We start from the raw sequence: 15,586 nt of genomic DNA on the forward strand, positions 1-15,586 counted from the left end.
CGTCATGTTGGATTTGTTAAAACCATTTGAATGCGTTATTGGTTTATTCTACAATCCAGGATTCATTCCTCTGGATTCAACATATTTCCACTAATTATTTTACTGGGATGTGTGTTTTCTTTTCTAAACACAAAAAAAGTGTAATGGACTTAATTAAACGCGAAAGCCCGTATAGCTCTAGGAAATTCAGAGTAATACGGACTTTTGCAAAACAAATCAATTTCTTACGGGAATTATCGTTTCCTGTTATTGTCAACCAACTGTCCCGGCCATCTTTAAACGTAATTTAATTCCTTTTTGTTTTGCAGACTAATGTTGCCTGATGGGGCACTACGTATACATTGTGAACTCTTATCGCAAACGTGTGAGTATCTCCTCCAGAAATGTCCTCATCTTTAACAAACCGAATGAATACTCACTAATCTCCGTTTGGATGGACTCCCGCTGCATTCTAGGATGAAAAAATACAGCGAGTACTTCTAAAAGACTCTTGGTAGCTAATTCACTGTCTTCAAAATTGACAAAGCGTAATCCATGAGCAACGCTAGATTCATTACGGAGAACTCGCAAGTAATCAAGCGCATCCTTCAACACCAACGTATTCCCACCGGCTCTACGAATCCGCACACTCTCCAGCCTTTGTTTGAAGTCAACGCTAATAGCCAGTAAAACCCTTTCCGCATCCATCAGTTGTAATTTATCGTCCCTTAGGTTCGGCAACTTTTGCCTAATCAATTGGAGTCTACGCTTATCCGGGCTATTGCGGAAGGAAACTGGGTCAATCCCCTTCGCCTTAAGCCCGTAAAAGATGGCTTCTTCATAAATGCGCCAAAAACGGGCAAGGGCGTCTCCGTACCGTCTTTCCTCATGACGCCTCATCATGCTGTGATACAGGTCAGTTAAGAGGGTGAACATTTCATCCCGGCCGTATTCAGGAGAACGTTGATGCTGTTTTCGTTTCTGACAATTGACTAAAATAGAAAGCGTTCGTTTCTGCTGTCGAATGAGGTCTGCATAATTCGCTAAGTCCGGATATTTCTCTACATCAACAAGGCAAGTATCGAGCTTTGACTGCGCTTCTTCGTACAACAACAAGTCCCATGCGTGATAAGCTTCCAAAAGAATGGACAAATAGCTGGCATGCCGACTCCGTTCATGATACCGGGCGAATTGTGTCAACCGGGATAATTCCTGGGCTGCAAATCCGTAAGAAAAAAGGCGGGTCAGTTCACGAACTCGCTGAATAATGTTCTCCTCTTCCAAGAAAGTGGTATCAACAACCCTCGTTCTCTGAGTTGCGTATTTTGGGGCTATGCTTTGAAACGGTTCTGCAACAAGATTGCCGCTGTTCAAGAGCAACAGCCAACAACTTTGCATCTGCGGCGTTCCAGAAGATATATTGACGATGTACTCCGGATTTTCAGCGTGCACTTCCGACTGAGCCAATGCTACTACGCGCCTCATCTCAAGCAGGAGCGCATGGTAATCCGTAGGGTCTTCCACAGATAACGGATAAATCCGCGTCTCTATATGCATACCCCGCACTTCGGCGATTGATTGTAAGTGGGCCACAACTGTATCAATATGGTTAATCGTTCCCTCACGGTTTTCCGGTTGGCGATCCGTAGGGAACAAAAACACCACATCGGGATGGGTCTCTGCGAAAATAGTAACCAGTGGCCCCTCGCTGTTATCTTCCCGATTCAACGGATCACGGTTGCCAACACAGGAAAGCAGGATTCTCATTATCCTGCCTCCCTATCGAAACACAGCGGGCACGGCAAAGGCCAGCCCGTACTGAACCACTTCTTTTTTCGCGGGCGCGATGTTGGCGATCATTCGACCGTAATAGGGTTTGACAACACCACTGATACGGAAGGCAGCCCCAGGCTGGAGGTAGATAAAGGGGTGTTTAAATGGGTTGTCGCAAGCGGCATAGGCATTGCCCAGCTTTCCATACTTTTGCGCCAGACGGTACCTGCCATCGACAGGATCATCCGTCGCCGGAACACAGTTGGAAAGATAGATAACCGCGTTGGGGTTGGGCACGTTGTCGAATTTATCATAGGGCTCAAATTCCTTCAGCCGGAAAAAGCCCTTGCCAACACTCCGGCGCTTGCCGAATCCGGTTTGCCCTAACAACTCCAGCCACCGTTTGAGCGGCGCCACCCAGGTTTCGTTTATCTTTAGATAGATGCTGATGTCGCTTTCCTTTTCATAAAAGGTTTCATCTCGACTGTACAGTTGACCGCTTCCTGCGGTGGTATCGGTCAGCCGGTTAATCTGATTATGAAACACTTCCATGGCTTTACCCGGAACTTTCGAGTCGGAGAGGTGATCAATGGCCTCACCCCGGATCACGCGCAGAAACTCCGTTTCATTCAGAAATTCTATCGCCCGAAGCCGCTTACCCTCGCGGGCCTGTGTGATACCCTCTTTTTTAGATACGTCTCCGGTCGATGGCTGGCGCATCCAAAGCATAGGCTTGGGCAAAAGATCGTTTGGAAAACCGCTGCTGATGACGAAAGGGGCAGTTCCAGCCCGGTATTCATCCAGAAAATCGTTGAGTACGGCCTCGCTCTCGCAAAGACGAATCATCCAGCAGATCTGTCCAAACAAGGTATCCGAATGCCAAGGAGATATGACGCTGCTTTCCGGCATCAATCGCGCCACATAAGTACGCATACCCTCATCCCCTAGTCATTCAACATAAAGGCTTGTCCATCCAAGGTCAAATCCTTGAATTCTACCTGACCAGAACCACGGCTGCCAAATCCGCCGAGATAGGTGTTTTGGACCATCAAGAGGGCTTGTTTTACATGATTGATGAGCGTTTCTTCCCTGCCCAAATCCATGTTGTAAAACTGCAGCGCAATCTCCATTTGAAACTCCGCCCCAGCCGGCACACGCTCCACCGGTCTGGGGTGTTTTGCTTTGCCAGAGTTTCGATCGATCATGTTTTCCGTTTTGGTTTCCAAAAAAGGTTGACCTTTGGTGAGCATTTCGTTATATAACTCCTGCTGTTTTTCCGTAAAGGGGCAGTCTCTAACGATGATCCGTGTCGGTCCGGCGGCACTGGTGGATTTGCTCTTATGGGTTCCGAATATGACACAGACAGGGCAGTTGGAACTTCCGCAGCCGCAGGGCTCTCCCGCTTGCACATCATATCTCCCCAGCTTTTTTTCCAAGCCGGAACGCATCTTCCCTTTTAGACTGCTGCCGGGTATGTAGGGCTCCCGTGTCCAGGGGTGTTTGATGACGGGCAGCTCAACACCGCCGATTTCAATTTCATCGTTCGAACCGCCGATCCGCAAGCCTGATTTGCAAAGGATGACGCCCCGAATGACCGCAATCCTCTCTAGTTTCATGAACAAATCACTCCTTCGGATACATGTAGTAGAAATAGGCCACCACCGCTTCAAAATGCGGCAAAAACCCTTCGCGGAAGTCTCTAATGGTGTGGATCCGCTCTACGTTCTTTTCCATGAAGGTGACAAACCGGTCAGGAACTTTTTCACGGCTATTGGCATAGAGGGCCATCGGGAGCAATTTCAAAATATCCAGGCGGATGGCGGGAAAATGATCTTCTCCCATCTGGATTAATTTCATTTCTAGGGCGCGGGCATGGTTGAAAAAGCGGCGCAACTGACTGTTCTTCAGGCGTTTTCGTCCATTGGCGTAATGCCCGAAAACCCCGGCGCATGCCTTCGCATGCGCGATGATCAGTACTTCCCGCAGGTTGCTATTGGCATCAAAATATCCATGGATCAGATAATCTTCCGGTAACCGAAGTTCCGGCGCAGGGGGTCTGCCGCCACCCTGGCCTCCTCGAAACCCAGAGGGCCGTTCCATGTTCAAGCGCTCTCCTTTCTTGTCGCCATGATGGCATAGCCCAAGATGAAGTCAAGATAATGCAGCACGGGGTTATTCTTCTGATAGTCAAACAGCGTCTCCAACCATGCCTTGACCATTTGTTGCTCTGGATGATACGAATCGGAATAGTTGCGGCCGATGTCGTAGGCTAGAAGAGGGATATAACGCAAACCTTCCGTCTTCATTTTTCGGTTCCATAGGAAATCCTGAAAATAGCGGCTATAGGTTTGCAGGTTTCGGATGGAAGATAGGGAAACAATATTGCCTTCGATCCAGCGAATCATGCAATCGGCATGGTGAAACAGTAGCTTTCCATGTTCCCATTTGAAGACGGTGTCAAAGGCGCAGAATTGATTTCGACCGATAGCTTGTCCCGGTAAGACGATTTCTTTTGCCTTTTCCAAGGCCCATTCCGCCTGATCAGCCATGCGAGCGATGGGCACTTTTGGACGGCTTGTCACCAAGCCTGCCGATAGGGTTAGGTTCGGGTTATTGCCGCAGAAGCGACTGAATTCTTGACGCAGCTCTTTGGCAAACCAAGTCAAATCTGACCAAGGGCCAACCAAAAAGAGGTCATCTCCTCCGGAGAAGACGGTATAGCACTGTGGATATCGCTCCCGCAGGGTCTTTTCAACCCATCCCGCAAAGAATAAGTCCAGCATCCGGCTTAGGGTGGTAATCCGGGAAACGCTGTTCCAGTTATGGCCCTCTTCCATCAACCCGAAGACAACCACAGCGCCGAGTTGATCCACATCAGCCTTGAGATACCCAATGTAGGGCTTTCCTTTCGACATTTTCGCTAACTCGTCAAAGCTGATCGTGGAATGTGCTTCATTGACGGGGACATAGTTGGCGTAATAACGGCTGAGTGCAGGCCATTCGCCCAATTCCTGAATGGTTGGGGAATTCAACTTCTGCACCAAAAAAGGATTTGATAGGCCGATAGTATCGGGATGTTCATGCAGCGATAGGACGATCCCGTTGAGCAGTTGAAACTCATTGAAATGTTGCTTTAATCCGCTACTGAAGGCGATGTATCTAGCCTTGGTTAAAGAACTACCCATTTTTAGGTCCTCAGCGCAAGCGGAGCAAAAATTCTCTTCAGCGCCAGACTCTTCCGCAAATGCCTTTTGGCAACCGTCGCAGAGCACCTGTCCGGATCCTTTTACCTGCAACTTGTGGACAAACTGCTCAGTCTGCCAAACCTGCTCAGCAGTAAGGACTGTTTGGAGAGGTCTTGCTTTCTTTTCTTGCAGTAAACCAGCCAACCGGTGCAACACGTTACCAAAATGCTTGAACTCCTTGCCGGAAAGAGAAGTCCATGCCAAGTTGACCGTAACAACGCCATGAAAGCGTTGGAAGAGTTCCTGCTCCACTGTTGCTTGCAACCGTTGAAGTCTCTCACCAACATCAGCCAATTGTGGCAAGAGCACGTAAAACTTGCCGCCAGATGTCATAAGAATGTTTGCTTGCGGTAAATCAAACGTTTGCAGGATTTGCTGACTCACTGCGTCAGAGAGGACGGAAAGCAAGAAAGAGCGCGCCCGTAAACGCTTGGAAACGCCACCGCTCCCTCCGTGGGCGATATCAAAGATATACTTCTGAATCCCCGACAGGTCACCGACGACGAGGAGGAACTTTTCTTTCTCGTTGTCCATGATAGAGGCTTTAATAAAGCCCTTTTCCTGGTGATATTGATATAAACAGGCGGCAATGGCACTGGTGGTCTTCAAATGGTCGAAAAGGGAAACGTCGGGGATATCTTCAAGAGTGTTGCTAGGGATGCACCATGCGTAAACCTGCATTAGGTTTAACAGATGGGTGTAAATCGTCTGAAAGGTTTTTTTACCATTGTTAAAGATTTGGATAAACGCATGCTCAAAGCACTCACGATGATGGGTTAATTTGATTAAATCGTTTTTCCTTTCTGGACGGGGAAACGCTTGTTCCGGTGAAAACAGGCCAACATCATAGTAGGTCATTTCCGCCAGTTGACGCTCAAGAGAAACGCGACTTAACACCGATGCGAGGGGAACAGTCCGGTAGTCTTGCCCCTGTCCCGCCCATTCTCCCCGCTCGTAAGACGAATAATTGTCTGCACGGCTGATCAATTGGGCCAATGGCTGTATCGCCTCAGTAGCATTTTTCACCTGTAAGTCGGCAGGGTATTTGTCTGATTCATGATGGCGTTGGACGAGCTCTGTCAATAACTTAGGGTCGGCATAGGGAGTGAGCCGTTCCGAGTGTTTTTTAATAAAATCGGCAGAATAATGAGGGTGTCTCCCACCGTTACTCGGTTTTGGATATCCACTTCTCTGCAAAAACTTACCGATGTCGTGTAAGAGACCAGCAAGGAGAATCGTCTGATATGTTTTTTTGTCCATAATAAAATCCTCCTTCCTTGATTAATGCAAGACAGGGGATTCGTTTCAGTTTGTTGTCTTTATGGGGAAACCAGATTATGTTTCTGATTATTCTACAAAATGCATACATTTCCTTCTAAAATTTACAACCCTCGTCGAATTTTTGACGAGGGTTGATTGTTCTTTACCTTTGCTTCGGGTGCGTCCCGTAACATCCTCAACGGGAATTATCGGTTCCTGTACCGCACTGAGATATTGGATAAAAATTTCCACTCTCTTTATTTCAATTCCCTACGGGAATTATCATTTCCTGTTACAAGGGTCAGGTGAAAACGTCACCATGGCAAACGAAAAATTTCAATTCCCTACGGGAATTATCGTTTCCTGTTACCCGATGACCCTGGCGCATTTTTCGACTCCTGCACCGTTATTTCAATTCCCTACGGGAATTATCGTTTCCTGTTACCTTATGGGGAATTCGTAACCTTGCCTGTCAAACCATTTCAATTCCCTACGGGAATTATCGTTTCCTGTTACGGAATGGCAAGGCATTTTCGGGTAACACTGAAAATGCATTTCAATTCCCTACGGGAATTATCGTTTCCTGTTACACACAATGGCGTTGTCATGAAACGGGCTTCAGCCATTTCAATTCCCTACGGGAATTATCGTTTCCTGTTACTGATTGCCGAGTACGCAAAGGTCGACGAGGAGCATTTCAATTCCCTACGGGAATTATCGTTTCCTGTTACCGGGCGGATGAGCGCCGATCCGTGTCCCAGCGGCCCATTTCAATTCCCTACGGGAATTATCGTTTCCTGTTACTGCGCCCCCTTTCAGCCCTTCTCCCACAAGCCCTCCAGCCCCCCTTTGCGAGCGACGCCAAAAACGTCCCCCTTTTCATCGCCTTCTCCCCTCTCAAAACCCATCCAACCCTTGATCTCATCGGATCGAGACACTCCCGGCATTTCTGCCGACCTGCGTCGCTCGCGCGGGAAAATCCAAGTAGCGGCACCATGACCTCGCGTCACCATTGACGCTGAACAGCTATCCCCATAATAAAACTACCACACCAACCCCTTCCAGTCCATCCCCCTTTACAACACGATATCCCCGATCCCGACCAATTCCACCTTCCGCCCCAACCGCTCCACATCGTGTTCACAGGCGCGGCATTGGCGGTAAAAGATCACGCTGTCCTCATCGCGGTGGATGCGCCGGAGCAATTTGTGCCGCAGTTCCACATAATCCTCCGTCATCAGCACCACCTCGAAGACGCTCTCTTGCACATGGGTCCCATAATCTTTCAATGTTTTGAACACCTTCGATCGCCGCTTGTCATCGGCAATGTCGTAAGTCACCACGTAATGCTCCACCATTGATCACTCCACCCCGATTCACCTGGCCCGGAAGGCCTCATACGTCAGCCATTCCCCTTGCATCACCTTACCCAGATAGCGCGCCTGGATCTCCATCAGCCGCAGGTAGTTGACCCGATAGCCGAAAACAGGATGCACGGCTTCCTCGCGGATGCGCGTCTGGTAGGCGCCGAAAAAGCGTTTGCGCCCGCCGTCTTTCAGTTGGATGCCATCGAAGACCGGTTCAAACTCGTCCGCCTTGATGATGCCCCGGTTGATCACATTCAGCACCACCGAGTCTGCCACGATGGCTCGAAACTCCTCCATCAGATCCAAGGCCAGGGCGGGACGGCCGTAGCGCTCACAGTGATACAGGCCCAGGTAAGGATCCAGGCCGGCCCGGATGATCGCGTTGATGCAGTCTTTGGTCAGCAGCGAATAGGCGTAGCTCAACAAGGCGTTGACGGGGTCACGGGGCGGCCGGCGGTTGCGCGAGGCGAAATCAAACCCCTCTCCCGCCCGCAACAGTTGGGCAAAGCCCGAAAAATACAACCGGCCCGCCAGCCCCTCGAGGCCGCGCAGGCTGTCTTTGTCTTCGGCCTCTTTGGCGGCGGCGGCCAATCCGTCGAGCCGCTCGACCACCCCTTGGATCCGATCGATTTTTCGCTCCCGGTTGCCCCGCTGCAAAAAAGTCCGCTGGTTGAGGATTTTGCCGCGCACGATCTCCCGCGCCACCGCCAGCGACTGCGTGTCCGATTCGACAAAGCGATACTGAGCGCGCCGCAAGGGCACATTTTTGTTCCAACTCGGCTGCAACCAGCTGCGCACCCGTCCATGCCCCATGAGGTAGAGGGGGATCCCCAGATCGCTCAGGGCCGACAGGGCGGCGCTGGACAGCGATGCGGCCTGGCTGATCACCACCTGATCGACCGCCGAAAGGGGCACATCCTTCAGCGTTTGGCCGTCGGCCTCGATGATCAGCCGCCCCTGGCGCTTTCGCAAAGCGGCTCCCGGCACATCGAGATAGAGCGTCCGGCCCAGGTTGCTGCCGGGCGTCGGGCGCCGAGGGGCGGCCTGCGCCCCTGTCAAAAAAGCGCTTTCCTCCGGCATGCAACGCTCGGCCAGGGCGCAGCCCTGGCATTTCGCCTCTGGCACAGCGGCCAAGGGGGGCGGCTCTCCGGCCTCCCGGATCGCCCGGGCCGCCGCCAGGGCTTGCAGGGCGGTTTCTCGCAGCGACTCATCCAAAAACACCTGTCGCCGTTCGGCCGATGCCACATAATAGACATAGCCGTAGGCCACGTCCCGACCGGTCGCCTCCTCCAACAGCAGGCCTTGCAGGCACACCTGCACGTCATCGTTGAGGCGGTGCTCGGCCCTTCCTTTTTTAAACTCGACAGGATAGAGCTCCCCTTCGGCGGCTTCCAGCACATCCAAAACGCCGCGCAGTCCCAGCGCATCGGAAGACAAAGAGACCTGCCGCGTCTGCACCCGCCCGTCCTCACTGCGGGTGCGGCGCTCGTTGCGGCGCTCATCCTGGAAGCGGCCTTCGAGCATGTGATGGTTGGTCTCCTCCGCCCCTTCTACGGCGCGGTAGAAAAAGTTTCGCGGACAAAACAATACCTCCGCCACGGCCGAGATGGGGAGGTATTCGCGGGTATCCATATCCACTGGCGTTGGCCTCTTTCATGCAAACTCGGGGAGCGGAATTGAATACGAAAAAACTCCCTATTCTCAGTTTGCCAATTCCGAGGGCGTTGCATACACCGTCTTCACCGGATGATTGCCTGTCGAATCGGCCGATCCTTGGGGCATTTCTTTTTTCTGCTCGACGGCTTTCTCCCATGCTTTCTCTCATGGCAACGCCAGTGTTTCGGCTGTAACGCCATACACGCTGAAGTAAACGCCTTACAGACCCATGCTTTCTCCCATGGCAACGCCAGTGTTTCGCCTGCTGCATATTCCCGGTGGGAATTCCCTCTTCAGTTCGCGGCGGGAGAAACCGGCGTTACCGAAAGGCGGTCACCGCAGCAGGTCACCGGCAGCATGTTCCGTCGTGTCCGTTCAGAGGTCGACTGGATGATCCGCGTCTCGCCCATGCCCATCGTGCTTTTGTAGCCGACGCCGCTGTATTCGGCAAAGCGCGCCAGCGCATTGAAGAGGATGGGGGTGACCGGATTGGTCGTGGCGAACTCGAAGACCACATCGCCGGCAAAGCCGATGATTTTATACCGGTCAAACCGGTAAAGTTCGGTGCGGATGTTGTGTTTGCGGATGCGGATCGCCGCAAATTCTTCGGCTAAGGATTCGGGAAAAGGCATAGGGCTGTACTGGTTCCAGCGGCGAAGGAGGCTGCCGAAGACCAATTCGGGGATCGGCAGCACCACCTGCGTGCCCCGCTGTCGAAAGCTTGTGGGCGTGAGAAAACGAACATGGATGGGGTTGTGACATTCCGTTTCCGTGTACAACTGCTCATAGGTTTTTTTCGTGATCCCGATGGCGCGGATCGCCAGCGGCGTGTTCCCGATCCGAACCGCCCTCCCCTCCCAGGCCGTTGCCGCCTGGTCGATGACCTCGCTCAGCCGCCGATCGAGGGAACGAATGGTGAATCGCCAGCGACGGGCGTTCTTTTGTCCTGATCGTTCTGCGGCGGAGACCGGAGTTTCGGAAGGCGTGGTCGGGGAGGAACGCCGGGCCAGGCTGCGCAGCGTCGAGATGGCAAAGGGCTTTCCCTCCTGATCGTGGATCGATGTCGCCAGGTCGGGATCGACGCTTTTTAGCAGATCAAAAAACAGGCCGTGCAGTTTTTCTCCGCCTTCTTCCGGGATGGTTGTCTGCGGCGGTGCTTCCAGTTCGAGCGTTGCATTGAGAAGCAATGGGACATCTCCTTTTTCGCGCGATCTTGCCCCCGATTAAAACCCAACTCGATTGAGGGATTCGACAATCTCGGCGGGAAGTGTACTCCCGCTGATATCGATTTGAAGCGATGTGCGATCTTCAAAGACAACGCCCGGATTCGTGGATGGGGGTTGTGTCGCTGTTGTAGCGCCTTCTTCCTCGGGCCACTCATAATCGTTCGGTCTTTGCGCCCAATCGGCGGCAACTTGCCCGGTCGCTTGGCGCTCATGCAGTTCTTCGCCGTGATCTCGTTCCGCCAGCAACCCCAGATTCTGCAGCCCATGCAATGGACCGGTCACATCATGGGCCTCCGATTGAACCGCGCCCTTGACCTCATTGGCCAGCCACTCCATCGCCGCCGCCCATGGCCAATAGTAATAGCCGGTATCTTCTGTCGCAAAGTCCTTGATGCTTTTCGTCAAGCTTTTGTTTACATGCTCCAACTCCCCAGACAGTTCTTCCCCTTGCAATCCTTTCAGCAGTTTGAAGGATTGATCATGCAGCTTGATCGCGTTTTTTTCGGTGTCATAGATCGTTTCAAGCAGCTTGGGGGGAATAGCCAGCCTTTCCGGGGTGAGCGTTTGAATGGCCTCTGCAATGTTCGTCGCGAACCCATTTCGAGCCTCGGGGGGCTGATCGACAAACATCCGTCCGAGATCGGAGCGGATCAGGTAACTGACGGCGTTTTTGACCGTCCCCAACTGCGGCTTTTGCAGAAAACTAAGGGCATCCTTGAAAATCTTCACCGTCACGTCGATCGCTCTTGCAACTAAGCTTTCTCCGAGACGCCCGGACATCCCCAGGGCTTCTGCCATACTGGCGCGATTGACGATGACATCCTCCTTCTTAACATCTCTGATTCTCTTATCCATCCCTTTCCCGTATTTCTTTGGCACTTCCACTACGGTTTTACCGGCCACATACTCACGCGTATCCAGATTGGAGATTTCCGCCAGCTTATCCGGAGTTCCCTGGAAGGTGAGCTGCGTGCTTACGCTATAAAGCTGACTCTTGGTTGACGCGTAATCCTTGGCGAAACTATCTTCCAATGTGTCGCGCGGGACGGTTATTGCCTCCTTACTCAAGCAATCGCCGGCGGGTGTGGGCCATCCCATGCTGTAATGGGCGCCTGTGATTTCTCGCGTGCCCTCAAACACAGAGAGGTAGTTTTTGGCGATCTGCAGGTTGGCTAGCAGCGCTTCCCTGCTTGACACCGGTTTGGCCACAAGTTCTGCGATATGCATGCGCGATCCCTTGTTGAGCAGGTTAAGCGCCGCTCTGTGGGCCAGAGAAGAGCTATCGACATGAACCGCAAAGCCCTCTCCCAATGGCTTGCTCAGCCCGCCATCCACATTCTGATGGGTGTAGGTCGTGTTTTGTTCTTTGTAACCATCCACATGATCCGGGCGTGTTCCATTCTCGTAGATAGGCACCATGGTTTCCAGCTCACAGCCAACCAGCATGCGTTGGATAATGCCGGATTGGGGATCAGGTGGCGAACTCCTGTTCTGTTCAAAAGCCGAATCCGCTTTTCCCTGAAGACTGGTCTCGTTATGTTCGGCCCGGTTCATCTGCAGGGCTCTTGCGCCCATGACATCCGCTTCAGCTTCGAGCGTTTTGTCATCATTTATCTGCACGGTTTGGTTCATCCTCAGGGTAGGCGCTACTCTACCCTGCTTCTGCTGAACCGCATGCCAGGCTTCATGGGGCAAATGCCTCTCCTGCCCCGGCGCGACATGAATATCCTTTCCCTGTGTGTACGCCAACGCCCCAACCTTAGCCGGATTCGATGAATTATAATGAACCTTTACGTCACTTAAGCTAAGGCCAGACAAGCTCTCCACGCCGGACTTCAGGTTATCGGGCATTCCTGTGTTATTTTCTCTTCTCTGGATAGTCTCGGCTAGTTTATGGTTTCGAGACTCTTCTGTATTTGTTTTTTCATCTTCGTTCGTATGTCGTTGATTCATTTTGTCTTTACTCTCTAAAAGCTGCATCACTGCCCGGTTACCGATAACACGTTGGAGCTGCATAATCTCCGCAGGACTCAATGGTTCCGGAAACGCCCTCGCGCCCAGGACGGTGGGCGCTGAGGGAGCGCTCGTCCTTGCCGGATTGGTCCTGGTTACCCTTGATTCGGAAACGCTGTTCCGCTTCTTGGATACACTTACGTTTTCCTGTTCCGACATCTTGCACCTCCAAGAACCATCAACGGCAATCGATAAGAAAACACGGGTAGCCTTGTTTCTATTCGAATTGATTCCAGTGAATACATCTTATTTCTTAATAAAATCAGCGATTGGAATTAAATTTAGTACGTTGGTGGAACACTTTGGCGTGTCGAAAATGGGCTGCAAATTGGAATTTATCGCTTCATGACCTTTTCAAATCTAAAAAAATCTTCCCCTCCTGGTACGTCTTTATCATCTGGTGTATGTGGATCAGGGTGATGTTTATTGAAATATTCAACAATTTGAAATCCACATTTATTCACATAAAAATGGATATTGCGTTTTTCAAAGTATGGTGTATGAGTTTTCCAAACTTTGGTTTCGGGATACTTTTCTTCAATGGCCTTCCAAGCTTTATAGCCAATGCCATGACCGTGTTCGTTTACGGATATGAAAAAAAGAGCTAACGAGTTATGCTGTGTCATTTCATCGATAATAAGTACAGCACCGCCTGCCTTTTTTCCATTTGAGAGTATATGATAGATAACAGCTCCAGCGGCATTGAACGATTCTTCTATATCTTTATCAGAAGGAATGGGTTCATCTAAGTCAGAACCAAATGTTTCAACCACTGATACCGCAAACGCTTCCTGTAAGTCTCTTTTAAATTTTGGTAGTTCCTCTTTTTTTGCTACATCTAAAGTAACTATGTTTCCTATGTTAACTTGTGGCATGAATTTTGCCTCCTAAACTTGCAATTTACTAAAAGATACTATTTATTGATTTTTATACACCTTAATATGTCGCGCTGAATTGAAAGTATTCGCTATTAAAGCAAATGGCTTTTCTGTTATGCTGAGCAACATTGCAGGGGTTACATCTTCCTTCTTGTATTTAAGTGTTTCATGGAAGTTTAGATATGTCCTTTATGTTGTCAATGTATAGGGTGCACACTTTGGGGTTAAATATCTTGCGATTTTAAATCCCTACGGGAATTGTCGATTTCCTGATACGAAACAACGACATCGCTTATCAATTTACACTTAACAAATTTTATTTCCCTACGGGAATTATCGTTTTTTGGTACTCAATCATCAACGAAGCCCGCAATTCCAACCTCGTATTTCAATTCCCTACGGGAATTATCGTTTTCTGGTACAGACACTTTGCGTTTAATGACATTATTCAGTTTGTTGAATTTCAATTCCCTACGGGAATTATCGGTTCCTGATACGGTGAAGCAGTGGGAGGAGGCCTGCAAGGCGCGGGATTTCAATTCCCTACGGGAATTATCGGTTCCTGATACCCTGCTCCTCCTTCTCCACCTAACTATTCGTTCGGTACATTTCAATTCCCTACGGGAATTATCGGTTCCTGATACTACGTCGCTCAACTGTTCAACAAAATCTTTGTGGCCACATTTCAATTCCCTACAGGAATTATCGGTTCCTGATACTCGAAGCGGTGCGGTGCAGTCGACCGGGCGGGCAGTGTTATTTCAATTCCCTACGGGAATTATCGGTTCCTGATACCCTGTGCCGGGTGCATGGGTGCGCGGATATTGTGCCTTAATTTCAATTCCCTACGGGAATTATCGGTTCCTGATACCGGCAGCAACGAAGGCAAGATCTTTTTCACGTGCCAATTTCAATTCCCTACGGGAATTATCGGTTCCTGATACTTTTAGCCATAATATCCTTCAGCATGGTCTTAAATTGCATTTCAATTCCCTACGGGAATTATCGGTTCCTGATACAAGAAGGGCTGCGGGAGATATTGCCCAAGTACGAGATTTCAATTCCCTACGGGAATTATCGGTTCCTGATACATGGACGGGAGTGGTCGGAGTTTCCGGGGGTGGCATTTCAATTCCCTACGGGAATTATCGGTTCCTGATACCTGTTCTTCAAAACCTGATCTGACAGCACCTTATCAAGGCATTTCAATTCCCTACGGGAATTATCGGTTCCTGATACTTTCGGATGTCTACGGAGACGCCGCCAAAGTAGTATTTCAATTCCCTACGGGAATTATCGGTTCCTGATACAGCCTGATGATGTTCGCCGCCGACCTCAAGAGGATGAAATTTCAATTCCCTACGGGAATTATCGGTTCCTGATACGTTAGTGCCCTTTTGTTTAGCAGAAGGTTACTGCTATCATTTCAATTCCCTACGGGAATTATCGGTTCCTGATACGCAGCGTTTTCCTCTCCGGCTGGTGGCACGTGATCGTATTTCAATTCCCTACGGGAATTATCGGTTCCTGATACGGAGAAATTGTCTCAAATTCGCGCGCGTTTCACCACCGAATTTCAATTCCCTACGGGAATTATCGGTTCCTGATACTAGACCACGCCGCCGAAATGTTTACGCTTTACAAATTTCAATTCCCTACGGGAATTATCGGTTCCTGATACTGCGGGGCTTTCTAGCCCTTATCCCGCAAGCCTTCCCAACCCCCTTCGCGAGCGAGTCCGTTTTTCTCTCTTCATTCACTGCTTTTCCACCTGACTAACCCCAGCTAACCCTTGATTTTATCGGATCGAGCGACACCGGGGTTTTCTGCCGACCTGCGTCGCTCGCGAGGAGATCTCTAATGGACCTCTAACGGGAAGACTTCGTTGCCATAGCATTCCCGCTGAATATGCGTCCCTATCGATTCGCTCCACTCACGCAAATTTACAGCGGTCACCGTCCGAGCTATCGCACGAATGTGCAGATGATCCATGTGCCGAGGATGAACAGTATCGCTGATCATGCTTTTCATCCATTCTGTAATTTCTTCCATAATTCCTGCCTACATCCATTCAAAAACTCTAAATTCCGGAACCAGCTATAGAAAAAACTGTGCGCTCCTACAAAAACTTATGCCGAGGTTTATCTAGCTATTTGAGTACAACCTCTCCAGCCTAACCCCTCTGACGT

10 protein-coding genes and 2 CRISPR repeat arrays are annotated in these 15,586 nt (G+C 50.3%); all 10 genes read right to left on the reverse strand.

Going from position 1 to position 15,586, the window contains the following annotated elements:
* Positions 1 to 351: 351 nt before the first annotated feature.
* On the reverse strand, positions 352 to 1,746 hold the full coding sequence (locus tag GTO89_RS03190; protein ID WP_161260624.1) for an RNA repair transcriptional activator RtcR family protein: 1,395 nt from the start codon (positions 1,744 to 1,746) through the stop codon (positions 352 to 354).
* 12 nt (positions 1,747 to 1,758) lie between these two features.
* Positions 1,759 to 2,685 (reverse strand): type III-A CRISPR-associated RAMP protein Csm4, encoded by a 927-nt coding sequence (gene csm4 / locus GTO89_RS03195; protein ID WP_161260625.1) that lies wholly within the window; start codon positions 2,683 to 2,685, stop codon positions 1,759 to 1,761.
* A gap of 11 nt (positions 2,686 to 2,696) precedes the next feature.
* Positions 2,697 to 3,368, reverse strand: coding sequence for a type III-A CRISPR-associated RAMP protein Csm3 (gene csm3, locus GTO89_RS03200; protein ID WP_161260626.1), 672 nt, complete (start codon positions 3,366 to 3,368; stop codon positions 2,697 to 2,699).
* A gap of 7 nt (positions 3,369 to 3,375) precedes the next feature.
* Positions 3,376 to 3,852, reverse strand: a complete 477-nt coding sequence (gene csm2 / locus GTO89_RS03205) for a type III-A CRISPR-associated protein Csm2 (RefSeq protein WP_161260627.1) — start codon at positions 3,850 to 3,852, stop codon at positions 3,376 to 3,378.
* A 2-nt stretch (positions 3,853 to 3,854) separates the two neighbouring features.
* The gene (cas10, locus tag GTO89_RS03210; protein ID WP_161260628.1) at positions 3,855 to 6,257 is read right to left on the reverse strand and encodes a type III-A CRISPR-associated protein Cas10/Csm1; all 2,403 of its coding nucleotides are present in this window, start codon (positions 6,255 to 6,257) and stop codon (positions 3,855 to 3,857) included.
* 258 nt (positions 6,258 to 6,515) lie between these two features.
* Positions 6,516 to 7,061: direct repeats of the CRISPR family, unit length 38 nt; unit sequence CATTTCAATTCCCTACGGGAATTATCGTTTCCTGTTAC.
* A 272-nt stretch (positions 7,062 to 7,333) separates the two neighbouring features.
* Positions 7,334 to 7,612: a CRISPR-associated endonuclease Cas2 gene (gene cas2 / locus GTO89_RS03215; RefSeq protein ID WP_161260629.1), complete on the reverse strand. Its 279-nt coding sequence runs from the start codon at positions 7,610 to 7,612 to the stop codon at positions 7,334 to 7,336.
* Between the two features lie 21 nt (positions 7,613 to 7,633).
* Positions 7,634 to 9,256: a CRISPR-associated endonuclease Cas4g/Cas1g gene (cas4g/cas1g, locus tag GTO89_RS03220; protein WP_235920216.1), complete on the reverse strand. Its 1,623-nt coding sequence runs from the start codon at positions 9,254 to 9,256 to the stop codon at positions 7,634 to 7,636.
* Between the two features lie 317 nt (positions 9,257 to 9,573).
* On the reverse strand, positions 9,574 to 10,467 hold the full coding sequence (cas6, locus tag GTO89_RS03225; protein ID WP_161260631.1) for a CRISPR-associated endoribonuclease Cas6: 894 nt from the start codon (positions 10,465 to 10,467) through the stop codon (positions 9,574 to 9,576).
* 36 nt (positions 10,468 to 10,503) lie between these two features.
* Positions 10,504 to 12,678, reverse strand: a complete 2,175-nt coding sequence (locus GTO89_RS03230) for an eCIS core domain-containing protein (protein ID WP_235920200.1) — start codon at positions 12,676 to 12,678, stop codon at positions 10,504 to 10,506.
* Positions 12,679 to 12,854: 176 nt separating this feature from the next.
* Entirely contained in the window at positions 12,855 to 13,394 is a 540-nt protein-coding gene (locus GTO89_RS03235) for a GNAT family N-acetyltransferase (protein ID WP_161260632.1), read from the reverse strand.
* A gap of 316 nt (positions 13,395 to 13,710) precedes the next feature.
* Positions 13,711 to 15,079: a CRISPR direct-repeat array (repeat unit 37 nt; unit sequence ATTTCAATTCCCTACGGGAATTATCGGTTCCTGATAC).
* The last annotated feature ends 507 nt before the right edge of the window (positions 15,080 to 15,586 follow it).

Origin of the sequence: Heliomicrobium gestii (assembly GCF_009877435.1) — a bacterium.
GTDB lineage: Bacteria > Bacillota > Desulfitobacteriia > Heliobacteriales > Heliobacteriaceae > Heliomicrobium > Heliomicrobium gestii.

Bases quoted from the DNA above. Each gene is read 5' to 3' on its own strand.
- cas10 (WP_161260628.1), bottom strand. From the start codon at position 6,257: ATGGACAAAAAAACATATCAGACGATTCTCCTTGCTGGTCTCTTACAC.
- GTO89_RS03230 (WP_235920200.1), bottom strand. From the start codon at position 12,678: ATGTCGGAACAGGAAAACGTAAGTGTATCCAAGAAGCGGAACAGCGTT.
- GTO89_RS03235 (WP_161260632.1), bottom strand. From the start codon at position 13,394: ATGCCACAAGTTAACATAGGAAACATAGTTACTTTAGATGTAGCAAAA.
- csm4 (WP_161260625.1), bottom strand. From the start codon at position 2,685: ATGCGTACTTATGTGGCGCGATTGATGCCGGAAAGCAGCGTCATATCT.
- csm2 (WP_161260627.1), bottom strand. From the start codon at position 3,852: ATGGAACGGCCCTCTGGGTTTCGAGGAGGCCAGGGTGGCGGCAGACCC.
- cas4g/cas1g (WP_235920216.1), bottom strand. From the start codon at position 9,256: ATGGATACCCGCGAATACCTCCCCATCTCGGCCGTGGCGGAGGTATTG.
- csm3 (WP_161260626.1), bottom strand. From the start codon at position 3,368: ATGAAACTAGAGAGGATTGCGGTCATTCGGGGCGTCATCCTTTGCAAA.
- GTO89_RS03190 (WP_161260624.1), bottom strand. From the start codon at position 1,746: ATGAGAATCCTGCTTTCCTGTGTTGGCAACCGTGATCCGTTGAATCGG.